This window comes from Maribacter litoralis, assembly GCF_003075045.1.
Classification (GTDB): domain Bacteria; phylum Bacteroidota; class Bacteroidia; order Flavobacteriales; family Flavobacteriaceae; genus Maribacter; species Maribacter litoralis.
This window is the reverse complement of record NZ_QCZD01000002.1, coordinates 280,902-301,858: the sequence shown is the minus strand read 5'-3', so window position 1 is coordinate 301,858 and position 20,957 is coordinate 280,902. Positions and strand designations below refer to the sequence as shown.

Annotated in this window: 15 protein-coding genes; 9 read left to right on the top strand and 6 right to left on the bottom strand. The window is 36.1% G+C overall.

What is annotated here, in order from left to right; all coding sequences use genetic code 11:
- Positions 1 to 16 precede the first annotated feature (16 nt).
- Positions 17 to 2,065 carry a M13 family metallopeptidase gene (locus DCS95_RS08575; RefSeq protein ID WP_116770392.1) on the bottom strand — a complete coding sequence of 683 codons (2,049 nt, stop codon included), beginning with the start codon at positions 2,063 to 2,065 and terminating at the stop codon, positions 17 to 19.
- A gap of 269 nt (positions 2,066 to 2,334) precedes the next feature.
- Here DCS95_RS08575 and DCS95_RS08570 point away from each other — a divergent pair, with 269 nt between their 5' ends.
- On the top strand, positions 2,335 to 3,066 hold the full coding sequence (locus DCS95_RS08570) for a carboxypeptidase-like regulatory domain-containing protein (protein WP_116770391.1): 732 nt from the start codon (positions 2,335 to 2,337) through the stop codon (positions 3,064 to 3,066).
- Positions 3,063 to 4,067, top strand: coding sequence for a transglutaminase domain-containing protein (locus DCS95_RS08565; protein WP_116770390.1), 1,005 nt, complete (start codon positions 3,063 to 3,065; stop codon positions 4,065 to 4,067). Before DCS95_RS08570 ends, DCS95_RS08565 begins: the two co-directional genes overlap by 4 nt.
- A gap of 2 nt (positions 4,068 to 4,069) precedes the next feature.
- On the opposite strand, the gene DCS95_RS08560 is transcribed toward DCS95_RS08565, so the two are convergent.
- From DCS95_RS08560 to DCS95_RS08550, 3 genes are all read right to left on the bottom strand, one after another.
- Entirely contained in the window at positions 4,070 to 4,588 is a 519-nt protein-coding gene (locus tag DCS95_RS08560; protein ID WP_116770389.1) for a DUF4136 domain-containing protein, read from the bottom strand.
- 66 nt (positions 4,589 to 4,654) lie between these two features.
- Positions 4,655 to 5,656, bottom strand: a complete 1,002-nt coding sequence (gene obgE / locus DCS95_RS08555; protein ID WP_116770388.1) for a GTPase ObgE — start codon at positions 5,654 to 5,656, stop codon at positions 4,655 to 4,657.
- Positions 5,657 to 5,711: 55 nt separating this feature from the next.
- The gene (locus DCS95_RS08550; protein WP_116770387.1) at positions 5,712 to 6,821 is read right to left on the bottom strand and encodes an adenylate kinase; all 1,110 of its coding nucleotides are present in this window, start codon (positions 6,819 to 6,821) and stop codon (positions 5,712 to 5,714) included.
- 136 nt (positions 6,822 to 6,957) lie between these two features.
- Here DCS95_RS08550 and DCS95_RS08545 point away from each other — a divergent pair, with 136 nt between their 5' ends.
- The 5 genes from DCS95_RS08545 to DCS95_RS08525 all read left to right on the top strand — a co-directional run bounded on the left by DCS95_RS08545 (position 6,958) and on the right by DCS95_RS08525 (position 15,860).
- Entirely contained in the window at positions 6,958 to 8,112 is a 1,155-nt protein-coding gene (locus tag DCS95_RS08545) for a 5-(carboxyamino)imidazole ribonucleotide synthase (protein ID WP_116770386.1), read from the top strand.
- 5 nt (positions 8,113 to 8,117) lie between these two features.
- Complete coding sequence (gene purE / locus DCS95_RS08540) at positions 8,118 to 8,606, top strand: 5-(carboxyamino)imidazole ribonucleotide mutase (protein WP_076547358.1); 489 nt, start codon at positions 8,118 to 8,120, stop codon at positions 8,604 to 8,606.
- A 51-nt stretch (positions 8,607 to 8,657) separates the two neighbouring features.
- On the top strand, positions 8,658 to 10,679 hold the full coding sequence (locus DCS95_RS08535; protein ID WP_116770385.1) for a M3 family metallopeptidase: 2,022 nt from the start codon (positions 8,658 to 8,660) through the stop codon (positions 10,677 to 10,679).
- Positions 10,680 to 11,288: 609 nt separating this feature from the next.
- The gene (locus DCS95_RS08530; protein ID WP_116770384.1) at positions 11,289 to 15,455 is read left to right on the top strand and encodes a PAS domain-containing sensor histidine kinase; all 4,167 of its coding nucleotides are present in this window, start codon (positions 11,289 to 11,291) and stop codon (positions 15,453 to 15,455) included.
- Between the two features lie 6 nt (positions 15,456 to 15,461).
- Positions 15,462 to 15,860: a response regulator gene (locus tag DCS95_RS08525; protein WP_116770383.1), complete on the top strand. Its 399-nt coding sequence runs from the start codon at positions 15,462 to 15,464 to the stop codon at positions 15,858 to 15,860.
- Positions 15,861 to 15,903: 43 nt separating this feature from the next.
- Here the strand turns inward: DCS95_RS08525 and DCS95_RS08520 are convergent, their stop codons facing one another.
- Entirely contained in the window at positions 15,904 to 16,257 is a 354-nt protein-coding gene (locus DCS95_RS08520; RefSeq protein ID WP_116770382.1) for a rhodanese-like domain-containing protein, read from the bottom strand.
- A gap of 71 nt (positions 16,258 to 16,328) precedes the next feature.
- Between DCS95_RS08520 and DCS95_RS08515 the strand changes: the two genes are divergently transcribed.
- Positions 16,329 to 16,883: a sigma-70 family RNA polymerase sigma factor gene (locus DCS95_RS08515; protein ID WP_116770381.1), complete on the top strand. Its 555-nt coding sequence runs from the start codon at positions 16,329 to 16,331 to the stop codon at positions 16,881 to 16,883.
- 225 nt (positions 16,884 to 17,108) lie between these two features.
- On the opposite strand, the gene DCS95_RS08505 is transcribed toward DCS95_RS08515, so the two are convergent.
- Positions 17,109 to 17,936 (bottom strand): UbiA prenyltransferase family protein, encoded by an 828-nt coding sequence (locus DCS95_RS08505; RefSeq protein WP_116770380.1) that lies wholly within the window; start codon positions 17,934 to 17,936, stop codon positions 17,109 to 17,111.
- A 129-nt stretch (positions 17,937 to 18,065) separates the two neighbouring features.
- Between DCS95_RS08505 and gcvP the strand changes: the two genes are divergently transcribed.
- Positions 18,066 to 20,918 (top strand): aminomethyl-transferring glycine dehydrogenase, encoded by a 2,853-nt coding sequence (gene gcvP / locus DCS95_RS08500; RefSeq protein ID WP_116770379.1) that lies wholly within the window; start codon positions 18,066 to 18,068, stop codon positions 20,916 to 20,918.
- Positions 20,919 to 20,957 lie beyond the last annotated feature (39 nt).

Genomic DNA, 20,957 nt, shown 5'->3' with positions numbered 1-20,957 from the left:
TTATACTAAAAATAGTTTACCAAATATGAACTCTCTTTTCTGGAGCAAGGTACATTTCATCACCTTCTTTGATATCAAAAGCATCGTAAAACGCTTGAATGTTCAATAATGGCTGTGTAGCTCTTACCATACCAGGAGAATGCGGATCAGTTTTGATCTGTGTTCTCAAAGCCTCGTCTCTACTTTTTGTTCTCCAAACCGTAGCCCAAGACATAAAGAAACGCTGTTCTGCGGTAAAACCATCAATATCCTCCGGACGACCGTTTTCTTCATAGTACTTTTGTAACCCATCATAAGCACCTAACAATCCGCCTAAGTCACCAATATTCTCACCTAAGGTAAATTTACCGTTCACGTAAACATCAGGCAATACCATAACACTATCGTATTGTACGGCTAAAGCATCAGCTCTTTCTGTAAAAGCTTTTAAATCTTCTTCTGTCCACCAGTTTTTAAGATTTCCATCAGCATCAAAACGAGAGCCACTGTCATCAAAAGCATGAGAAATTTCATGACCGATAACAGCACCTATACCTCCATAATTTACAGCTTCATCAGCGGTATAGTTATAGAAAGGAGGTTGCAAAATTGCTGCAGGAAAAACAATCTCGTTGTTCAATGGGTTAAAATATGCATTTACGGTCTGTGGAGACATTCCCCATTTAGTTTTATCAACAGGCTCACCTATTTCAGCAAAATTTTTCAACTCTCCCCATTTATCTACTGCAGTCATATTTTCAAAATAAGACTTATCTCCAGATACTTCCATAGTAGAATAATCTTCCCATTTATCGGGATATGCAATTTTCACGGTAAACTTATCTAACTTTTCAATTGCTTTTGTTTTTGTAGAATCGCTCATCCAATCCAAAACAGAAATACGTTCCTTAAAAGCATCTATTACATTAGAGATCATCAGCTCTGCCTTTGCCTTTGCTTCTGGCGGAAACTTGGCATCAACATACAACTGTCCAAGTGCCTCACCTACAGTACCATTTACCGTAGCCAACGCACGCTCGTCTGCTGGGCGTTGTTCTTTAGCACCTCTTAAGAACTTACTATAAAACTCCCAATTGGCAGTTTCAATATCTGTAGTTAATCTACCGGCAGCATTGTTGAACGTATCCCATCTAACCAAAGTTTTAATATCCTCGATCGGAGTTGTTTTTAAGAACTTGTCCAAATACTCCGTATATCTCAATTGCGTTACCAAAAGCGTATCGAATTTTTTAGTGATTCCCAGGTCAGAAATCAACTTATTCATATCAATGGTAGACAACATTTTATCAACCTCGGCAATAGTTCTTGGGTTGTTGTAATTTCTAGCATCTCTACGCTCAACCTTGTTTAAACGTGGTTCTGCCAATTGTGTTTCCAAAGCAAGAATTTTATCGGCTGCCTTAGTAGCCTCTGCTTCAGAATCTCCAAGTTTCTGCAACATTCTAGATACGTGCTTCTTGTATTCTTCACGAATTTCTACAGATTTTTCATCTTCATCAAAGTAGAAATCACGATCTGGCAATCCTAATCCGTTCGCACCTAAATACACGGCGTTCATGCTACTGTTATTTAAATCTGCACCTGCACCAATACTTATAAACGGTGTAGAAACTGCAGCATTTTTAGCGATAACAGTTTGTAGGTCATTCAAATTTTTAACAGAAGCGATAGCATCAAAAGCCTCATCTAACGGAGCAACACCTGCTTTATTTCTAGCAGCAGTATCCAATTTCGTATCAAAAATTGCCAATGCCTTGGCTTGATCGGTATCTGCGGCGTAATTACCACTTTCCTTTGCCGTAGCCAAAATCTTCAATACATCGTCATCTGTAGATTTACGAAGTACGCTAAAACCTCCCCAACTGGTTCTATCATCTGGTATTTCTGTAAACTTCATCCAATTTCCATTCACATAATTATAGAAATCTGATTTCGGGTTTTGAGTGGTATCCATATTGGCGAGAACGATACCAGGAATTTTTTCTGCCTCGGCAGTTGGTTTAGCCTCTTCTTTACAAGAAGCCAAGGCTACCAAACCGGCAGCCAATAAATAAACTTTTTTCATTTGTGAGTTAATTTTAAACGTGTCGGTCTATATGACGCTCGTTTTGAGTTTTGTTACAAAAATAACATGATTTAATTCTAAACATATTTATTTCACTATTTACCACCATTCTTAACCTCTGATATTTAATCATTTGTATCCAAAATAATTGATTAATAAAACAGCACTATATGTTGTTAACTCACTGAAACTACTCCTACACTCATTGTTCATTTTAAAAGACCGGGTTCCAACATACTTTAGAGGTATAGATATAAAACCATAATATTATGAAAAGTACATTCACCCTTGCCGTAAAAGAACCATGCAAAGAAAAATTTAGTAATTTTAGTAAAACCGAAAAAGGAGGCTTTTGCCAAAGCTGTGAAAAGGAAGTTATAGATTTCTCCAAGTTATCTGACCCTGGGCTTATAAAGCATTTGAGCTCTAATAAAAATACATGTGGCATGTTCAAGGCATCACAACTTAAAACGTATGAAACTAACGCATTACACACTATGAACAATTCTATACTACACAAAGGAATAGCAATGATGGGCTTTTCATTATTGGCACTTTGCGCGACTTATGTAACAGCACAAGAAATAGTAAACACTGAAACACCGATTGAGATAACCTCTTCTAATATTATGGGTGATATCTCGTATGTTGAAACCGTACAGGAAAAATACACTGTAACAGGTAGCATTGTAGATGAGGCGAACGAACCCTTACCCGGTGTAAATGTTGTTTTAAAAGGAACAGCCGTTGGTACCCAAACCGATTTTGATGGTAAGTTTGAATTTCCCCAACAATTGGCAGAAAATGACATTTTAGTCTTTAGCTTCATTGGTTACGAAACCAAAACATACAAGGTAGAAGCAAGTGGAAATTCAAACATTGATATCAATATTTCCTTTGACACTTACGATGTGGAGTTAATGGGCGAAGTTGTAATTACAGGAGCTTACACCAGCAAAAGAAACATTTTTCAAAAAATCGCAGACATTTTTAAAAAATGAAAATTGTTCTCTTAGCAACATTATTACTTTCAATTTCCTGTTTTGCCCAACGATCAGATTTCTCTGAAATAGATTTTAAAAAAGCGGATAGTATTGCACAGTATTATACAGGTGCAAGCCTAACAAACTTACCTGTGCTTACCTATAATCTAACAGCATCGTTACCAACCGATGTTGAAAAAATAAGGGCTATTTATACTTGGATCGGCACTAACATTGAAAATGATTATTCGTCTTACCAAAAAATAAGCCACAAAAGAAAAAGGCTTGCTAAAGACCGGCAAGCTTTTTTGAATTGGAATACAGCCAGAACTCCGAAGGTATTTAAAGCTTTACTGGAAAATAAAAAAACGGCTTGTACAGGCTATGCCTACTTGGTAAAGGAAATGATAAATTTAGCAGGATTTGAGTGTGATATTGTAGATGGTTACGGACGAACACCTACATTACGTTTAAAAGAAGATAGTGCACCCAATCATTCTTGGAACAGAATAAAAATAAACGATACTTGGTACTGGTGCGATGCAACTTGGTCTGCAGGAGAAACTGTCATCTTAAACGGTGAGCCCATGTTCAATGCAGATTACTTTGATGGCTATTTTCTTGCGGATCCCGCACTATTTGCAAAGAACCATTTTCCAACTGAGAAAGATACCACCCATAGCGCTAACGATGATGCATTTAAAACGTTTATCAATGCACCGGTAGTTTATAAGGAAGCATTTTTAGCGCCTATTGTTCCTATAGCCCCAGAGCGCATGCATCATCAAATTACAAAAGGAATTGCGGTAACGTTCAAATTAAAAGTCCCTGATTCGTTCAATGATGAAATTTATTTATTACTAAATAAGGGAGGCGGTCAAAAAGTGGTTACCCCTAAAAATAGTAGAAAAAAGAACGAGATTAGCTTAGCGCAAAAGTTTACTAAAAAAGGACTTTATGATGTTCATATTTCAACCAAAGACCATCTTATAGCCACTTATGTCATTAAAGTAAAGTAAAACTATTCAGGTGGGTATTTACTAAAAATTTTATCAACTACAGCTCTTAGCTTTTCCGATTTTTCTTGTGGAGTATCCCCTTCACGAAATGGGCTTTCGCTTATGGCTTGCCATATAAGCATGTCTTTATTGGCATCTACAAAATCAATTTGGAGTTCACGAGTCAATTTAGGTCCGCCAACAGGAATACCAATTGATACTCCGCCACCAACATTACCTCCGCCACCACCGAGTCCTACTCCAACATTATTACCTCCTTGAGATTGAAAAACCGTGCTTTTAATATTAATGAAAAGATCGGGCTCTTCGGCAAACATATATCCCTTCTCTCCAAGAGTGGCATCTAGGGCATCCATAAGTCTTTTCTCGTCCAATTCACTTAGACCGGTTTCCATATCGGCATAATAATTAAAAGTGGAGTAAGAAGAGAAATCGGTTTTGCTATCATAATCATAATTGACCCTTGCCACACCGCAAGAAGACAATACAACCAACAAAGCACCAATTAAAAATGTTCTCATAACAACGTATTTTCTTAAAATTAAAGAAAATATAAGAGTAAACTATGTTTTTACAAAGGTATTCGACTAAGCGTTTAGCATAGCCCAAAGTTTATCTTTTAGTTCTACTATACCCATTTGGGCAACTGAAGATATGAACATAAACGGAGTATCGCCAAACTCACTATTGAGCTCTGCCTTCATTTCATCCATAAGTTCCTCGTCTAGCATATCACTTTTTGATATACAAATAAGTCGTTCCTTATCTAACAATTCGGGGTTATAACGGCGTAGTTCATCTAACAAAATCTCATATTCTTTACTGATATCCTTACTATCCGCAGGAATTAAAAACAACAAATTGGCATTACGCTCAATATGTCTTAAAAAATAATGACCTAAACCTTTACCTTCTGCAGCACCTTCTATAATACCAGGAATATCTGCCATAACAAAACTCTTAAAATCTCGGTATTCTACAATACCTAAGTTCGGTTTTAAGGTTGTAAATTCATAATCGGCAATTTTAGGTTTTGCAGAAGTAATTACACTTAGCAACGTGGACTTACCTGCATTTGGAAAACCTACAAGACCAACATCTGCCAGTACTTTAAGTTCTAAAAGAAACTCTCCTTCCAGACCGTCCATACCAGGTTGTGCGTATCGTGGTGTTTGGTTTGTGGCCGTTCTAAAATGCCAGTTACCTCTACCGCCCATACCACCTTTAAGCAGTATTTTTTCCTCACCATGTTCGGTGATTTCAAAAAGAACCTCTTTCGTTTCAAAATCTTTTACAACGGTACCTAACGGCACATCTAAATAAACATCTTCACCATCTGCCCCGGTACTTCGGCTCTTACTACCGTGCGCACCATGACCGGCCTTAAAATGTTTCTTGTATTTGAAGTTTACTAATGTCCACAGATTTTCATTACCACGAACTATAATATGACCTCCACGACCACCATCTCCACCATCAGGACCACCTTTGGTAATAAATTTTTCACGGTGCAAATGCACAGATCCCTTGCCTCCTTTACCAGAAGCCAAACTTACCTTAACGTAGTCTACAAAATTCCCTTCGGTCATTATTTTCTATTCAGTTCAAAAATTTACATCAAAACTAGTTGAAGCAAACTTTATATTATTTTAAGCCTTCGATTACTTCGGTTAGGCGTTCGGTAATTTCGGCAATAGTACCGATACCGTTTACACTATAAAACTTATTTTGAGCCTCATAAAATTCTTTAACAGGAGTAGTTTTCTCATTGTACTCATCAAAACGATTTCTGATTTTGGCTACGTCTTGATCATCTGTTCTACCACTAACTTTTCCTCTTTCCAAAAGACGTTCTATTAAAATTTCATCGTTTGCCTCTAAAGCGATCGTAGCATTAACGCCCATATCCTTAGATTCCAAGAAATTATCTAGAGCTTCTGCCTGTGCAGCCGTTCTTGGAAAACCGTCAAAAATGAATCCGTCCGCATCAGGATTCTTCTCCACCTCTTCTTGTAACATTTTTATGGTTACCTCATCTGGAACCAACTCCCCTTTATCAATATACGACTTAGCTAGCGTACCTAGCTCCGTACCGTTCTTGATGTTGAATCTAAAGACATCTCCAGTAGAAATATGCTTTAAATTATATTTTTCCTTTAGGAATTGTGCTTGCGTGCCCTTGCCGGCTCCTGGCTTACCAAAGAGTACAAGATTGATCATATGTTTTTGGTTTAATTGGTATACTTCTTTTAAATTTCTTCCCTGTTCGTTGTAATCCAGTCCGTAACCCACAATAAAATTATCGGGTATTGCAAGTCCAAAATAATCTATGGCATATTCCCCTTTGTAAACATCTGGCTTATAAAAAAGACTGGCTATTTTAAACTCCTTCACCTTCGTCTTCGAGAATAGATGCACAAGTTGTTGCAAGGTACGCCCAGTATCAATGATATCCTCTAGAATAATAACACTGCGACCTTCAATATTTTCTGGTACATCTAACAAGGTTTCAACAATGCCCGTTGATGTAAGGCCTTGGTATGAACTCAATCTTACAAATGACACTTCGCAAGGGTGCTGATAAGCTTTTAACAAATCTGAAACAAACATAAAAGACCCGTTCAATACACCAACAAAAATAGGTGTCTCGTCTTTATAGTCTGCCGCTATTTTATCGGCAACCGATTTTACGGCCTGTAGAATTTCAGACTCGCTTAAAAAAGGTTTAAAAAACTTATCGTGAATTTGTATCAATTGTCATGGATTATCAAGGTTTGCAAAGATAAGGTATTGCCTTGTGTTTTTGAATAGAAAGGAATTGGTTTCTAAGATTTAACCGTATTTTTGTAACACTTAAGGCATTTTTTCAACTGCCAAAAGCAACAATTATATGGATTATTTTTCTTCAGATTTTAAATTAGGCATCTTAGGAGGTGGTCAATTAGGCAAAATGATGCTTTACGAAACCCGAAAATGGGATGTCTACACCAAAGTTTTAGATGCATCACCAGATGCACCAAGTAGCATGTCATGCAATGAATTTGTACAGGGCAGTCTTTTAGATTATGATACGGTCTATAAGTTTGGTAAAGATGTAGACATACTAACGATAGAGATTGAAAATGTAAATTTAGATGCGTTAGAAAAATTAGAAGACGAAGGGGTAAAAGTGTATCCGCAGCCTAAAGCGCTACGCATTATTCAAAATAAGGCAAAGCAAAAATTGTTTTATGTTGATAACGATATACCTACCGCAGATTTTCAGCGGTTTGCCTATTTGAGCGAAATTGAGGATAGTGTTGCGAACGGCGGATTAAAATTTCCTTTTGTTTGGAAAGTAGCACAATTCGGGTATGACGGGCAAGGAGTCAAAGTGGTTCGTAATTTAGCCGATTTAGAAGGATTACCTACCGGCGAATGTATTGCAGAAACCATGATTCCGTTCAAGAACGAATTAGCCGTAATTGTTTCTAGAAATGCGGAAGGAGAAATTAAGACCTACCCCGTTGTAGAAATGGAATTTCACCCAGAAGCCAACCAAGTGGAATATGTAATTTGCCCGGCACGTATAGATGATAAAGTGGCTGAAAAAGCAAGAGCACTCGCATTAAAAGTAGCGAATAAAATAGGACTGACCGGGTTGTTAGCCGTTGAAATGTTCCAAACCGAAGACGATCAAATTTTAGTGAACGAAGTAGCGCCAAGACCACACAATAGCGGTCACTACAGTATTGAAGCTAGTTACACCAACCAGTTTGAACAGCACATACGTAGTATTCTAGGCTTACCTTTAGGAAGAACAGATAGCAAGGTTGCCGGTGTAATGGTAAACTTGGTGGGTGCCGAAGGACATACAGGTAATGTCGTCTACAAGAACATTAATGAAATTTTAGCGATGGAAGGTGTTACCCCGCATATTTATGGAAAAGCTCAAACAAGACCATTTCGTAAAATGGGTCATGTAACCATAGTTAACGATGACTTAGGCAAGGCAAGAGCCATTGCCGAAAAAGTAAAAGAAACAATTCAAGTGATTTCAAAATAATAAACATGAGTAAAGTAGCCGTAGTAATGGGCAGCACTAGTGATATGCCCGTAATGCAAGACGCCATAGATATTTTAAAAGGTTTTGACATAGAGGTAGATGTAGATATTGTATCTGCCCACAGAACACCTGAAAAACTTTTTGATTTCAGTAAAAATGCACACACCAACGGTTATTCGGTCATTATTGCCGGTGCCGGTGGGGCAGCCCATTTGCCAGGTATGGTAGCATCAATGTCTCCGTTACCCGTTATTGGGGTTCCTGTAAAAAGTAGCAATTCTATTGACGGATGGGACTCTGTACTCTCTATACTTCAAATGCCAGGTGGTGTACCGGTAGCTACCGTAGCATTGAACGGAGCAAAAAACGCAGGAATTTTGGCTGCTCAAATTATAGGTAGCTCAGATAAATGTGTTTTAGACAAGGTGATTTTGTATAAAGAAGGTCTAAAGCAAAAAGTTATCGATGGCGCTAAAGCTGTAAATGGCAAATAGTCATCTACAAGAAATTTCAATTCTCAAATCTAATTTCTCAATACTAGAAATATGAATCCATTGTTATCCCCTTTTGATACTGCTCCATTTTCACAAATTAAAAACGAGCATTTTAAACCCGCTTTTTTACAATCTATAGAAGATGCAAGAGCAGAAATAGATTCTATTACGAATAATACGGAAGCACCTACTTTTGAAAATACCATTGAAGCATTAGAATTTTCAGGTCAGCAATTAGACCGAATTTCAAGTGTGTTTTTTAACTTGAATTCTGCCGAAACCAATGAGGAGATTCAGAAAATTGCACAAGAAATTTCTCCGTTATTATCAGAATTTGGTAATGACATTACCCTAAATGAAGATTTGTTCAAGAGGGTAAAAGCAGTATATGACCAAAAAGATGATTTAGACCTTACCGTAGAGCAAAATACCCTTTTAGATAAGAAATATAAGAGCTTTAGCAGAAACGGAGCTAATTTATCCGAAGAGAAAAAGACACGTTTACGTGAAATCGATGCTAAACTGGCAAAGTTAAAACTAACATTTGGCGAAAACGTACTTGCCGAAACCAATAAATTTCAACTACACCTTACGGATGAAGCAGATTTAGACGGATTACCTGAAGGTGAAAAAGAAGCTGCCGCACAATTGGCGATTTCAAAAGGGAAAGAAGATGGTTGGATGATTACCTTAGATTACCCAAGCTATATACCCTTTATGAAGTATGCTAAAAACAGAGCATTACGAAAAAAGCTTTCATTGGCTTTTGGAAGCAAAGGGTTTCATAATGATGAGTTGGACAATCAAGAAAATGTTCTTGAAATTGCTAAACTACGTTTTGAAAGAGCCAACTTATTGGGTTATAAAACGCATGCCGATTTTGTATTGGAAGAGCGTATGGCAGAGACGCCAGAAAAAGTACATTCTTTCTTAAGTGAATTGCTAGAAAAAGCGAAACCAGCCGCAGAACGTGAGTTTAAACAACTAGAAGATTTTGCCAAAAAACTTGATGGCATTGACCAATTAGAAAAATGGGATAGTAGTTATTACTCTGAAAAATTAAAGCAAGAACTTTTTAATTTAGATGATGAAAAACTGAAGCCATATTTCAAGCTTGAAAATGTAATCAATGGAGTTTTTAAAGTAGCAGAAAACTTATTCGACTTAAATTTTGAAGAAGTAACCGATGTCGAAAAATATCATGACGAGGTAAAAACCTATAAAGTTTACGATACCGACAAGAATTTTATATCTCTCTTTTATGCTGATTTTCACCCAAGAGCAGGCAAGCGTGGTGGCGCTTGGATGACCTCTTTTAAAAGTCAATGGAAAAGAAATGGCGAGAATGTGCGTCCGCATATATCAAACGTGTGCAATTTTACTCCGTCCACTAAAAGCAAACCTTCATTATTGACTTTTAATGAAGTTACGACCCTATTCCATGAATTTGGACACGGTTTGCACGGTATGCTGGCAAACACCACTTACCCTAGCCTATCTGGTACATCTGTATTTTGGGACTTCGTAGAATTACCTAGTCAGGTTTTAGAAAACTGGTGTTATGAAAAAGAAGCATTGGAACTATTTGCCAAACATTACGAAACCGGTGAAATCATACCAATGGAATTGGTTAAAAAAATAAAGGAATCCGCCACTTTCCAAGAAGGAATGCAAACGCTACGTCAGTTGAGTTTTGGATTATTGGATATGTCTTGGCACGGAATTGACCCAACGAGCATCACCAATGTAAAAGCCCATGAAGATGAAGCGTTCAAAGACACAAGTTTATACCCAGAAACTCCAGAAACCTGTATGAGTACGGCATTCTCACATATCTTTCAAGGAGGTTATTCTTCGGGGTACTACAGTTATAAATGGGCAGAAGTGTTGGATGCAGATGCATTTGCTTATTTTAAAGAAAAAGGAATTTTCAATAAAGAAGTAGCAACCAAGTTCAAGGACAACGTCCTTTCACAAGGTGGCACTGAAAATCCTATGGTACTTTATAAAAGATTTAGAGGTGCTGAACCTAAAGTAGAGGCTTTATTGGAAAGAGCAGGATTATTGAACTAGTTCAATTTCAAAAAAAAACCTAGTAATTCTACATAAATATTAAAAACAACCTGATATTGATTTATGAATATGATTCAGAATCAATATCAGGTTAATTTAGTACAAAGCTCAAGAAACTACTTACTTATTATAATATTATAACTCTACCCCCATTACCGTACTATCAGGACTTATTCCTTTTAGAAATAAAGTGGCAAATAACAATTTCAATCTCTATACGGCTGCTCATCATCTTTCTTGAATTAATTTTAACTCGCCTCTATATAAATGATTAGGCACTACATGTAATAGATGTAACCAATCAAGACCATTTTCATAAACAAATTCTTAAAGCACTGAAAATTAGGTGGCATAAAACAAATGGAGAATGGATAAAAATCTAATCATCAACAAACCCAAGGTAACATCTTCGAATTGTCCATTGACGTACAACGTTGATTTAATGCATAAACGTTGTAATAACTGACTTGAGAATTCATTTAACTCACAAACCTTCTGCTAATCAAATATTTATTAATTATATTGTAGTAATATAACTACAGCACAAACCATTACAACTAGTAGTTTATTCTTTCTGCCTTTGGCGTCAATCATTAAACACTTTTGACTATGGAAAAAGGGAATACTCTTTTACATCATGATCAACTATTAGTAACAAGCAATAAGGTTCCATGCATTGGTATATTTCAACTAGATATCAAATCCAACCATATTTATTGGAATAGCGATTTAAAAGAAATTCACCAAGCACCTTTGAATTTCACACCACGAACAGAAGATTTATATGGCAATTGCGACAACTTAAATCAGAAAGATTTAATTACTAAAGCTCATAAGAAAGCAATAAAAGAAGGCATTCCATTTGAGCTAACTTACGGTATTCTAACCCAAAAAGGTGAAAAACGTATAGTAAGAACTACGGTGCAACCTGCTTTAAAAAACGGATATTGTACTAGGCTTCATGGCGCCACTATAGAAATTTCGCAGTTTAACAATTCACAAGTTGAAACAGTACAGCAACTAGAGCAATTAAATGCCGCAGAAATTCTGGCAAATTCCGGATCATGGAAATGGAATCTTATTACCGACAAATTAATATGGTCCGATAATTTCTATAACATTTTTGATCATGACCCAAATAGTCCAATCTCTTTTGAAGTTTATTTAAATTATGTTCACCAAGAGGATAAAGAAAAAATTGCCGCAAAATTTGAACGTGCATTAAAAGATAAAATATTTCCAGAATCCGTTTACCGTATTCAATTATCCAACGGCACTATTAAAACCCTAAGATCTTCGGGCAAGGTTATTATTAATGATGAAGATGATATTGTTTCACTAATGGGAACTTGCCAAGATATTACAGAGCAAGTAGCAAAAGAACAAGAGCTGTTTGAAAAAAAACAACAATTAGAATTATCTGAAAGCATTAATCAAGCAGGTTCATGGCAATTTTCACTTGTAAATGGAGAATTCAAATGGTCAAATAATCTTTATACCATTTTCGACTTAGAAGTAGGTGTTCCAATGAATTTTGAAAAATTCAAAAAAATCATTCATCCAGCCGATGTTGAGCTCGTAAATAAAAAACTTGAAGAAATAAAGAGAGAAAAGAAATCTCACACTTTTACACATCGCGTCCTGTTAGAAAATAACACTACTAAAACGGTAAGAGTCGTCTCCGATGCCATAACAGATTTAAACGGTAACGTTATTGAGTTAATTGGTACGACTCAAGATATTACTAAAAAACTGGATATTGAAATAGAATTAACGAGGAAAAATCAACTTTTAAATTTTGCGGAACATTTAACCACAATGGGGTATTGGAGGTACAAACCTGCCACAGATGAAGTGTTTTGGTCAGATAACGTTTATATCATTTTTGACCACCCAAAACACAAAAAGATAACTTTTGACACTTACTTTCAAAAAATTCACCCAGAAGACAGGGAGGTCACAAAATTAAAAATAGATCAATTTAGAAACGACCACAAGCCCTACAATTTTACACACAGAATTATTACGGACAATAATGTTATAAAAATCATTCAAATTATCGGAAAGGTCACGTATAACAATGAGGATGGTCTACAAGAACTTTTAGGCACCTGTTTAGACATTACCGAAAACCAAACCAAAGAGTTAGAACTTGAGCAAAAAAACCATCAATTGAACAGCGCCGAAAAAATGGCGATGATCGGTTATTGGCAGTGGAATACCGCGACCAATGAAGTTTTTTGGTCAGATAATTTACGTGCCATATATGGTCATGACAAAAACAAACCGCTAACTTTTGAGACGTACATAAATTATATTCACGAAGACGACCGCCAGACAATTACCACAAAACTCTCTAATGCTATGCAAGAGGGTGATTTTCCTAGTTCCACGTATAAAATTCAATTGGATGACGGTACAATTAAGATAATAAAATCCATCGGTAAAATTGTAAGAAACAGCAAAGGGGAAGTTGTTGAAATGTCGGGTACTTGCCAAGATATCACAGAAGCCAGACATAGGGAACTAGAGCTCATACACAAAAACCATCAATTAAGTTTAGCCGAAAAAATGGCCAATTTAGGTTCTTTTCAATGGCAACCCAAAAATGAAATTTTCAAATGGTCTGATAACCATTACAGAATATATGGCTATGAACCCGGGGAACATATTGATTTAGAAAAATCTTTGGCAAAGATTTATCCACCCGATTTAGAAAAAGTTAAACAAGTTTCAAGTGAAATAGTAGAAGGAATAGAACACAACCATTTAAATTATCGCATTCAATTAGACAAAGATACTATTAAGACATTAGAGGTTAGAGGAATTACTAGCATTAATGAAGATGGCGATTTAGAAATTACAGGAACAACTCAAGATATTACCAGCCGAGTCAAAACCGAGCAAGAAATCAACGAAAAAAACCACTTACTTTCCGTATCCGAAGAAATGGCGATGATGGGATCCTGGAAATGGAATCCTGGAACCGGCGTTTCAACTTGGTCAGATAACCTTTATAAGATATATGGGATTGAATTACACACTCCTATTACCATTGAGGTGTTTTTATCTAAAGTTCACCCTGATGATGTCGAAAGTGTAAATAATCAAATTAAAAATATTTTAGACTCCCATAAAAGTAATGAAACATTAGCATTTCGCATTATAAAAAATAACGGTTGCATAAGGTCATTAGAATTATTGGCTGAAGTTATTGAAGATCAGAATGGAAATATTGTAGAATTAATTGGCTCAACTCAAGACGTAACCGAAAAGGTAAAAGCCCGCGAAGAAATTAAAGAAAAAAACCAACTTCTATCCTTCGCAGAAGAAATGTCCAATATGGGGTCGTGGCATTTAGACATAGAAAGTGATATTTTAAAATGGTCGGATAACTTATATAAAATTTTTGGTTTTAATGTAGGTTCTGTTATCAATATGGATAAGTTTTACTCACGTATACATCCTGGTGATATCGAAAATGTAAAAACCCGGGTTAAAAAATCAGTTGAAGGGGACGACAGTATAAAATCATTGTCTTTTCGTATCATTTTAGACGATGAATCAATTCGTTCTATACAATCACGGGCAGAATACAAAAAAAATCATTTAGGAAAGGTTATCGAATTAGCCGGTACAGCGCAAGACATTACCGAAAAATTAAAAATCGAAAAAGATATATTAGAGAAAAACCACATGCTAAATTTTGCCGAAGAGCTGGCTATGATAGGGTATTGGCAATTAAATGTCTCTAATGGTTCTTTTATTTGGTCTAATAATATGTATCGAATTTATGGGTTTGATCTCGGTATTGCCATGAATTTTGATTTATTCCTCACCCATACGCATCCAGACGATCGAGAATTTTTATTACACAAAAGAGAAAACGCCATTATCACCAAAAAGGTCGATAAATTTACCCAACGCATTTTACATGAAAATGGTGATATACGCTTCTGCGAAATTGTCGGTAAAGTAATTACCGACAGAAACGGAAACGCCACAAAAATTATTGGTTCTAGTAGAGATATTACAGAAGAAATTCTATCAAAACAAAAGATTTTAGAAACCAATAAAAACCTGGAGGAATCGACCAAAAAACTAACATCACAAAACAAACAATTAGCAGAGTTTAATCAAATTACCTCTCATAATTTAAGATCACCAGTAGGCAATTTAAATGCGTTACTTCAAATGTATAAGAATTCTACTTGTGAGGATAAGAAAGTAGAAATATTTGATAAGTTTGAAATAGTTATTAAACACCTTAACGAAACATTGAATGCCTTGGTTGAGATGATCACCATAAAGAAAAATGGTGTTGAAATAAAACCTCATATAGATTTCGAAGACGTTTTACTGAAAACAAAGCAAACATTAGCTGCGGAATTAATAGAGACAAAGGCTATAATTAATTTTGATTTTTCCCAAGTAAAAAATGTAAATTACAACCCTATTTATTTAGAGAGTATATTTCTGAATTTAATTAGTAATGCCATAAAATATAGAGCACCCGATAGAATACCGAAAATTTTCATTTCTTCAAAATTAGAAAATGAGAAAACACTATTAGAATTTAAAGATAACGGGGTGGGCATTGATTTAAAGAGTCATGGTCATAAGCTATTCGGGCTCAACAAAGTATTTCATAAACACCCAGAAGCTAAAGGTATTGGGCTATTTATTACAAAAGCGCAAATATTGGCCATGGGCGGATCGATAACAGTAGAAAGTGAAGTTAACGTAGGTTCAACATTTTTTGTAACCCTAAATTAAAACAAGATGAACAACAATATAAATGTTTGCATTATAGATGACGATGATGTTTTTCAATACACAATTCTACACACCTTACAAGTTCATAAATCTGTAAATAATATTATACCGTTTACCGACGGAGCCGAAGCAATGACCTTTTTAAAAGCCAATATCAATAACGACCATGAATTGCCCGATATCATTTTCTTAGACATAAATATGCCCGTTATGGACGGTTACGGGTTTATGCAGCAATACGTAAAATTAATTCCCGAAATGGTCAAAAAGATAACCGTGTATATTTTATCATCTTCGGTAGATTTAGTAGATTTTGACAAAACAAAAGAAATAAGCGAAGTAAAGGATTACATAGTAAAACCAATAAGAGACAACCAATTGACCAAAATTCTTGCTGAACTTTAGAAATTTAGAAGCAATCAGATAATTCGTTTAAAATGAAAACCGATTAATTCTTATTTGAATAAGCATCATAACCTCCTTGTAAGTCAACAACATTCGTAAAACCTAACTCCGCCAATCTTGCTTGAGATTTTAAGCTTCTACCACCTTTCTTACAAAACACATATACTTTTTTATCCTTATCCAGCTTTGTAACCTTTTCATTAAACTCATTGGATAGCCAGTCAATATTTATTGCCCCATCAATACTACCTTGGTTATATTCTTTGGGAGTTCTTACATCCAATAATAGCTCACTAGCATCATCAAATCCTTTAAATTCAGTAATTGGTTGTGAATCCATTTGAGCTAAAGCCAACTGACCGCTAATAATTAAAACAAATAACAGTATATTCCTCATGAGTAAAGTGTTTGTTATCAAAAGTAAACATAATACCTAAAATTAAATTACTTTTGAAATGCAGAAAAAAAATGGAAATACAAAACCTCAATCCAGACAAGTGGGTAGATCTGTATGCAGATTACCTTTTTAATTATGCCGTAACTAGGGTAAGTGATGCAGAAATTGCAAAAGACCTTGTACAGGATACCTTTATTGCAGGATTAAAATCTGCTAAAAATTTTAAGGGCGACGCTGCCGAGCGCACATGGTTGATCGCTATTCTTAAGCGTAAAGTCATTGATCACTACCGAAAAATAAATTCAAAAAAAGGAAAAGCAGAAGTACGTATGAGCTATAGCTCGCAGACCGATGCCGAAGGAGATTGGCTAGAAGAACGTATAGCAGACCCTAATAGCAATTTCGAAAATAGCGCTATTGAAAATGAAGAATTAGGATTGGCAATTCAAAACTGCATATCAAAATTACCCAAAAAACAAGCTCAAGTTTTCACTATGAAAACAATTGAAGGAATGGAAACTGAAGATATTTGTAATGCTTTAGGAATTAATGCGTCTAACCTTTGGGTAATGATACATAGAGCTAGAACTAGCTTAATGGGTTGTTTAAATCAAAATTGGTTTTAATTATGATGATTTCATGTGAGAAGGCTGCAAAAATTTGCGATAAGGCCCAGTACAAAGAAGCTTCTTTATGGGAAAGGATAAAATTGAAGTTTCATTTATTTATTTGTAAAACCTGTGCAAAGCACAGTAAGGACAATACAAAATTAACATCGCTTTGTAATCAAGCCAGGCTAGCTGTTCTGTCTGATGAAGAAAAGAAAAGGATGAAAGAAACTTTTAACAAAGTTAAATAGTTAATTTCAAACTAATAACGAACATCAACCACCATAACAAAGGTATCGCCTCTACCCAAAAAGATGAGAAATATTTTCCTTGATCTTTTTTTGTATAGTAAACCACTATAACTAAAATTAAGCTCAACAAGGTTTTTACTATAAAATGCTGAGTATTAAAATCTGATTTTAAGAACGTTGCGGCATAGAAAAGTCCAATCCATATATATCCTATATTTTTTGCACCTTTTACACCCACTCTTTGTGGTAAAGTTTTAAGAATTAAACTATCATATTTTAAATCCCTAATTTCAAAAGGCACCAAAAGTATAAGTACAAAAAGAAACCGCTGAACCGTTTCTACCTTTACGTTCCAGGTTATGGCGCCAAGCTCAGAAAGAACAGGTAAAATTACTGTAGTGCCAGCCCAAACGGCTGCTACAATCAAAATTTTCAATCCGCTAAGACTTCTAAAATTTTTATGTTTAGGCAAAACCGGAAGCGCGTACAAACCAGTAATTGCCGATAAAATGAGTAACCCGACAAATACTCTTTCCGACAAGAACAGCAATTGGTAACCAGCAACGAGCAAACATCCCAAGCTAAAAAATTGAATATTCTTTTGATATGTATTGGTAACAAGAAAATACTTCTCTGCCTCTACCCCAAACTTTACGAAGTTATAGCAGGCAATAGACCCAAAAAAGATAAAAAAATATAGCTCTTTTGGTACATTAATGTTTAATGTCAACGCTGTAACGTGCGCTAAACTGAATATACCTAAAGACACGTGAATACTGGCATCCAAGTAAAAATCAAAAATCTTTTTGATTACGGTCATTAAACAAAAATAGGTAAAGTGTTTATAACCCCTTGTTTTGGTTAAAAACTTTCATCAATAGGTACCTTGGCTACCATAAATTAAACACATAAAAGTGGTAATTTTGCACTTTATATAACAATCGTATCTATGAAGACTGACGTGTTTGCTCTACGCCATATCGGCATTAGGGAAGAAGATTTAAACAGTATGCTCAACACGGTAGGTGTTGAAAATTTGGAACAGCTTATTTTTGAGACCATACCAGATCATATTCGTTTAAAAGAGCCTCTACAACTTGATCCTGCCATGAGTGAGCATAAGTTTCTTGCCCACACGGAGGAGTTGTCAAAAAAGAACAAGGTTTTCAGAACCTATATCGGTTTAGGGTATCATGAAAGTTTGATTCCTTCAGTGATCAAAAGAAATATTCTAGAAAACCCAGGTTGGTATACTGCATACACGCCATATCAGGCAGAAATAGCACAAGGTAGATTAGAAGCACTTTTAAACTTTCAGACCATAGTTTCAGATTTAACAGGGATGGAACTGGCAAATGCTTCGTTGTTAGATGAAAGTACAGCTGCTGCAGAAGCTATGACCATGCTTTTTGATGTTAGAAGTAGAGATCAGAAAAAAAACGGAGTGGTCAAATTTTTTGTTTCTGAAGAAATATTACCACAAACATTATCCCTTCTTAAAACACGCTCACTTCCTTTAGGTATAGAATTGGTAATTGGCAACCATGATGAGTTTGATTTTGACTCCGGTTTTTATGGTGCATTGTTACAATATCCTGGCAAATTCGGACAAGTTTACGATTATTCAGGTTTCGTTGCCAAAGCAAAGGAAAATGACATTAAAGTGGCGGTTGCCGCCGATATTATGAGTTTGGTCTTGTTGACGCCACCAGGGGAATTTGGTGTTGATGTGGTTGTGGGAACCACGCAGCGTTTCGGAATTCCATTAGGCTACGGTGGTCCTCACGCAGCGTTCTTTGCAACCAAAGAGCAATTTAAAAGAAATATTCCCGGTAGAATTATTGGTGTTACCAAAGATACCGATGGTAAGCCTGCTTTAAGAATGGCACTACAAACCAGGGAACAGCATATAAAAAGAGATAAGGCTACCTCAAACATTTGCACCGCTCAAGTTTTATTGGCGGTTATGGCAGGTATGTATGGGGTATACCACGGTCCAAAAGGACTTAAATATATCGCCTCTAAAATTAATGCTACTGCCGTTACATTGACAGATGCACTTGAAAATTTGGGGCTTTACCAACTGAATACTGCTTATTTTGATACAATTACCGTAAAAGCAGATGCAAAAAAAGTACGACCAATTGCCGAGGCAAACGAGGTCAATTTTTACTACGTTGATAATGATACCATTTCAATAGCAGTAAATGAGGCAACTTCTATTAAAGACCTCAACCAGATTATTGAAATCTTTGCCGAAGCTTTAGGCAAAAAATCATCTGAGGTAACGGAATTATTGAATACCACTTCTATACCAGAAAACATCGAGCGTTCCAGTTCATTTATGGAGAACAAGGTATTTAATTCTTACCACTCGGAAACGGAATTAATGCGCTACATTAAAAAATTGGAACGTAAGGACTTGGCACTGAACCATAGTATGATCTCTTTGGGTAGCTGTACCATGAAATTGAATGCAGCTAGTGAAATGTTACCGCTAAGCTCAGCTAATTGGGGCAATATTCATCCCTTTGTACCGGTTGACCAAGCGGAAGGTTACCAAATAATATTGAAAGAACTTGCCAAAGACCTATCTACAATTACAGGTTTTGCCGACACATCATTACAACCTAATTCAGGAGCTCAAGGTGAGTATGCAGGGCTTATGGTCATTAGAGCTTATCATGAATCTAGAGGAGAGTCAGAAAGAAATATCTGTTTAATACCTTCATCTGCACATGGCACCAATCCTGCTTCTGCAGTAATGGCAGGTATGAAGGTTGTGGTTACAAAAACCGATGAAAAAGGCAATATTGACGTTGCTGATCTAGAAGAAAAAGCAAAACTACATTCAGATAAGTTAGCTGCGTTAATGGTTACATACCCATCTACCCATGGTGTTTTTGAATCATCGATTAAACAGATCACCAAAATAATACATGATCATGGTGGCCAGGTTTATATGGATGGTGCAAATATGAATGCACAGGTCGGGTTGACCAATCCTGCAACTATTGGGGCAGATGTTTGTCATCTAAACTTACATAAAACTTTCGCCATACCTCACGGTGGTGGCGGTCCAGGTGTTGGCCCTATATGTGTTGCTCCTCAATTAGTTCCTTTTTTACCTTCAAATCCAGTAATAGAAACTGGAGGTGAAGATGCAATAACGGCTATTTCAGCAGCCCCTTGGGGAAGCTCATTGGTTTGCCTTATTTCTTACGGATATATTAAAATGCTAGGAGAACAAGGTCTGACCCAGTCCACAAAAATCGCAATTTTAAATGCCAACTATATCAAACATAAGCTTGAAGGTAAGTTCGATGTTCTATACACAGGGGAAAAAGGACGTGCAGCACATGAAATGATTTTAGACTGTAGACCATTTAAGAAAAATGGCATAGAAGTTACAGATATTGCCAAGCGCCTTATGGATTATGGTTTTCACGCACCAACCGTATCTTTTCCGGTAGCAGGTACAGTGATGATAGAGCCTACAGAAAGTGAAAATCTTGCGGAATTAGATAGGTTTTGTGAAGCTATGGCGTCCATTCGTGCAGAAATAGATGAATCTAGTGCAGACGAACCCAACAATGTACTTAAGAACGCTCCACACACCTTAGAGATGACCACTACAGATGAGTGGAATTTTCCTTATTCAAGACAAAAAGCATCTTTTCCATTACCTTATGTAGCCGAGAATAAATTTTGGCCTTCGGTAAGAAGAGTTGACGATGCATATGGAGACCGTAATTTAATTTGTACATGCGCTCCTATTGAAGCTTACATGGAAACGGAATAACCCGGATAAACCCATACTACAAAGCCTTTTCAGTATTTT

Excerpts from the sequence above, each read along its gene's own strand:
- DCS95_RS08560 (WP_116770389.1), bottom strand. The coding sequence starts at position 4,588 with ATGAGAACATTTTTAATTGGTGCTTTGTTGGTTGTATTGTCTTCTTGC.
- DCS95_RS08575 (WP_116770392.1), bottom strand. The coding sequence starts at position 2,065 with ATGAAAAAAGTTTATTTATTGGCTGCCGGTTTGGTAGCCTTGGCTTCT.
- DCS95_RS08525 (WP_116770383.1), top strand. The coding sequence starts at position 15,462 with ATGAACAACAATATAAATGTTTGCATTATAGATGACGATGATGTTTTT.
- DCS95_RS08505 (WP_116770380.1), bottom strand. The coding sequence starts at position 17,936 with ATGACCGTAATCAAAAAGATTTTTGATTTTTACTTGGATGCCAGTATT.
- DCS95_RS08515 (WP_116770381.1), top strand. The coding sequence starts at position 16,329 with ATGGAAATACAAAACCTCAATCCAGACAAGTGGGTAGATCTGTATGCA.
- DCS95_RS08535 (WP_116770385.1), top strand. The coding sequence starts at position 8,658 with ATGAATCCATTGTTATCCCCTTTTGATACTGCTCCATTTTCACAAATT.
- obgE (WP_116770388.1), bottom strand. The coding sequence starts at position 5,656 with ATGACCGAAGGGAATTTTGTAGACTACGTTAAGGTAAGTTTGGCTTCT.
- DCS95_RS08565 (WP_116770390.1), top strand. The coding sequence starts at position 3,063 with ATGAAAATTGTTCTCTTAGCAACATTATTACTTTCAATTTCCTGTTTT.
- DCS95_RS08530 (WP_116770384.1), top strand. The coding sequence starts at position 11,289 with ATGGAAAAAGGGAATACTCTTTTACATCATGATCAACTATTAGTAACA.
- DCS95_RS08545 (WP_116770386.1), top strand. The coding sequence starts at position 6,958 with ATGGATTATTTTTCTTCAGATTTTAAATTAGGCATCTTAGGAGGTGGT.
- gcvP (WP_116770379.1), top strand. The coding sequence starts at position 18,066 with ATGAAGACTGACGTGTTTGCTCTACGCCATATCGGCATTAGGGAAGAA.
- DCS95_RS08520 (WP_116770382.1), bottom strand. The coding sequence starts at position 16,257 with ATGAGGAATATACTGTTATTTGTTTTAATTATTAGCGGTCAGTTGGCT.
- DCS95_RS08570 (WP_116770391.1), top strand. The coding sequence starts at position 2,335 with ATGAAAAGTACATTCACCCTTGCCGTAAAAGAACCATGCAAAGAAAAA.
- purE (WP_076547358.1), top strand. The coding sequence starts at position 8,118 with ATGAGTAAAGTAGCCGTAGTAATGGGCAGCACTAGTGATATGCCCGTA.